Source organism: Streptomyces sp. SID3343 (genome assembly GCF_009865215.1).
Taxonomy (GTDB): domain Bacteria; phylum Actinomycetota; class Actinomycetes; order Streptomycetales; family Streptomycetaceae; genus Embleya.
In genome coordinates this window covers 1-3,788 of record NZ_WWJX01000015.1, presented here as the reverse complement: position 1 = coordinate 3,788, position 3,788 = coordinate 1, and the positions used below count along the sequence as shown (strand labels likewise).

2 protein-coding genes are annotated in these 3,788 nt (G+C 72.2%); both read left to right on the top strand.

The features are described from left to right. Positions 1 to 1,838 (top strand): Pls/PosA family non-ribosomal peptide synthetase (locus tag GT354_RS00665; RefSeq protein WP_346011767.1); only part of this gene is annotated, 1,838 nt, incomplete at its 5' end. A gap of 392 nt (positions 1,839 to 2,230) precedes the next feature. After that, positions 2,231 to 3,556 (top strand): M1 family metallopeptidase, encoded by a 1,326-nt coding sequence (locus GT354_RS00660; protein ID WP_161354163.1) that lies wholly within the window; start codon positions 2,231 to 2,233, stop codon positions 3,554 to 3,556. The last annotated feature ends 232 nt before the right edge of the window (positions 3,557 to 3,788 follow it).

Sequence of the window (3,788 nt, the reverse complement as noted above, 5' to 3'; positions counted from 1 at the left end):
ATCCGCGCGGCGGACGCGTGCACATCCGGCTGTGGGCGGCGGAGCAACTCGCCGACTTCAGCGGCGCGACCGCGCTGTCGGGTACGTGGTTGCTGCGCTACGCCCGTGCGCTCGGCAACAAGGTCGGCCCCGACGTCGACCTGCACACCCTCCCGCCCGTCACCGGCCTGCTCAAGCTCGGCCGCGGCTGCGCGGTGGAGGCCGAAGTGGACCTGTCCGGCTACTGGCTCGACGGCGACCGCCTGGAGATCGGCGCGCTCAAGGTCGGCGCCGGCGCGATCGTCGGCACCCGCAGCACGCTGCTCCCGGGCGTACGGATCGGCCGCTCCGCCGAGATCGCCGCCGGCTCCTCGGTGGTCGGCAACGTGCCGCCCGGTCGTCGCTGGGGTGGCGCGCCGGCCGCGCGGCTCGGCAAGGTCGACCGCGACCGGCTCGGGGAGCGACCGCCGCGCAAGGCGACGTGGGCGGCCATGTACGGCCTCAGCGGCTTCGCGCTCGGCCTGTTCCCCTTCGTCGCGGCGCTGCCCGCGCTGCCGATCCTCGGCTCGTTCGTACACCCCGGCGACGGCCTCGGGGCCGCCCTCGGCGGCGCACTGCTCGCGCTGGTTCCCGCGGTGGCGGCGGTCGCGGTCGGGTACGCCCTGCTGATACTGCTCGCGGTACGCGCGCTGAGCGTGGGCCTGCGCGTCGGCACCCACCCCCTGCACAGCCGGATCGGCTGGCAGGCGTGGACCGTCACCCAGTTGATGGACATGGCCCGCGAGCACCTGTTCCCGCTGTACGCGAGCCTGCTCACGCCGGTCTGGCTGCGGGCGCTCGGGATGAAGGTCGGCCGGGGCGTCGAGGCCTCCACGGTGCTCGCGCTGCCGAGCCTGACCACGGTCGGCGACGGGGCGTTCCTGGCCGACGACACGCTGATCGCGTCGTACGAGCTGGGCGGCGGATGGCTGCGGATCGGCGAGGCGGAGATCGGCGAGCGGGCGTTCCTGGGCAACTCGGGGATGACCGCGCCGGGTCGCTCGGTGCCGGACGGCGGCCTCGTCGGGGTTCTGTCCGCGACGCCGAAGAAGGCGAAGAAGGGCCGTTCGTACCTCGGCATGCCCCCGATGCGCCTGCCGCGCTCGGCGGACACCGCCGACCAGAGCCTGACCTACGACCCGCCGGCGCGGCTGCGCTGGGCCCGCGGTCTGGTCGAGGTGTGCCGGATCGTGCCGGTGCTGTGCTCGGCGGCGCTCGCGCTGCTGACCGTGGCCGCGCTGGCGTGGCTCGCGTCGTACTCGTTCGTGCTTGCCGCGGCCCTGTCCGGGCTGGTTTTGGTGACCTGCGGTGTGCTCGCGGCGGCCGTCTCGATCGCCGCGAAGTGGATTCTGGTGGGCCGGTTCCGGGTGGTCGAGCACCCGCTGTGGAGCGGTTTCGTCTGGCGCAACGAGCTCGCGGACACGTTCGTCGAGGTGCTGGCGGTGCCGTGGCTCGTGGGTCGGGTGCCGGGCACGCCGCTGATGAACCTGTGGCTGCGCGGGCTCGGCGCCAGGATCGGGCGCGGCGTGTGGTGCGAGAGCTACTGGCTGCCCGAGGCGGACCTCGTGACGCTCGGCGACGCGGTGAGCGTCAATCGGGGGTGCGTGTTGCAGACCCATCTCTTCCACGACCGGATCATGCGGATGGATACTGTGATCCTCCGCGAGGGCGCCACGCTGGGCCCGCGCGGGATCGTCCTGCCGGGCAGCACCGTCGGCGCCCGCAGCACGCTGGGGCCCGCCTCGTTGGTGATGCGCGGCGAGTCGGTACCGGAGGACACCAGCTGGCTGGGCAACCCGATCGAGGCATGGCGCCGGTAATGCTCTTCCGAGCGCGTCGAGCGCGCAAAAAGCGGAACGACGAAACGACGACGGCTTCGGCGTCGGGGGCGGCATCGGCGGGGGCGGCCGAGGTCACGGCCGTCTCGGACGAAACAACCGGCACGGGCGGCACGACGGGTACGGAGGGCACGACGACGAGTACGGGCGGCGGCACGAGGGACGTGACGGGCGGAACGGGTACGGAGGGCACGGCCGGCACGGCCGATCTGACGGCGGGTACGAACGGCACCGACCGCACCGACGGCACTGCCGGCACTGCCGGTGCGAACGGCACTGCCGGTGCGACCGCTGTGGACCGCACCGGTTTGCGGCCCGGCGCGGTGGTCGGCTCCTCCGAGGCACCAGGCACACTGGGGAGGGAGCGGGAGGCGGTGCCCGACCGAGGCAGACCCGACGGGGCGGCGGACGCGTACTTCCCCAAGCACGGCGACCCGCGCTACCACGTGCACCGGTACGAACTGGCCCTGGAATACCGGCCCGAGCCCAACCGGCTCGCGGGTAGCGCGCGAATCGGCGCGGTCGCCGGGGCCCAGCGGTTGCCGGAATTCGCGTTGGACCTGGCCGACTTCCGGATCGGCAAGGTACTCGTCGACGGCCGCGCCGCGCGCTACACCCACCGCGCCGGCAAGCTGCGGGTGCGACCGGCCACGCCGGTCGCGGCGAGTTCGGCGTTCACCGTCGAGGTGCACTACACCGGCAATCCCAAGCCGATCAACAGCCCGTGGGGCGGGGTCGGTTGGGAGGAGTTGACCGACGGTTCGCTGGTCGCCAGTCAGCCGATCGGCGCGTCGTCGTGGTACCCGTGCAACGACCGTCCGGGCGACAAGGCGTCGTATCAGATCTCGATCACCGCGCCCTCGGTGTACGCCGTCGTCGTGAGCGGGCGACTGCTCACCCACAGCACCCGGTCGAGTAACAGCACGTGGGTCTACGAACAGTCGGCGCCGACCGCGAGCTACCTGGTCAGCGTCTCGATCGGGCGCTACGACAGCATCCGGGCGATCGACGCCTACACGTCGATTCCGCAGACCGCGTACGTACCGGCCCGCCTGCTGCCGAACTTCCGGACCGACTTCGCCCGGCAGGCGCAGATGATGACCGTCTTCGAGGAGTTGTTCGGGCCCTACCCGTTCGGCGAGTACACGGTGGTCGTCACCGACGACGAGTTGGACGTTCCGATCGAGGCTCAGGGCATGGCCACGTTCGGCGCGAACCACGTCGACGGCGTGCGCGGCTCGGAGCGCCTGGTCGCGCACGAACTCGCGCACCAGTGGTTCGGGAACAGCGTCGGCTTGGCCGATTGGCGACACATATGGCTCAACGAGGGCTTCGCGCGCTACGCGGAATGGCTGTGGTCGGAACGGTCGGGGGGCATGACGATCGTCGAACACGCACGCGTCCAACACGCGGAACTGGCCGAATTGCCACAGGACTTGGTCCTCGCGTGGCCCGGCCGGCGGCTGCTGTTCGACGATCGGGTGTACGCACGAGGCGCACTTTCCGTGTACGCCCTGCACCGCGCCCTCGGCGACGCCGCGTTCTTCCGCATGCTGCGCGACTGGACCACGGCCAACCGCCACGGCACGGTCACCACGGCCGACTTCACGGCCCACGCGGGAAGGTACGCCCCACACTCGTTGGACGACCTCTTCGGCGCGTGGCTGTATCGCGGACCGCTACCACCGCTGCCTCGGTAGCGGGGCCGCGGCGAGCCCGAAGGCATCCTCTCCCTGAACCCCGGCCACGAACCTCGACCGGGCCACTGGGGCACCGGGGCACCGGGCCATCAGGCCGCCTACAACCCGCCCTTCGCTACCTCGCCCTCGACGGCGCCCGGGTCGGTGGCGCACTCATCGCTGCCTCAAGGAACGTGAGCGCCCAACGCTCGGCCTTCGCGCCCCGCCGACCCGCCGACCCGCCGACCCGCCG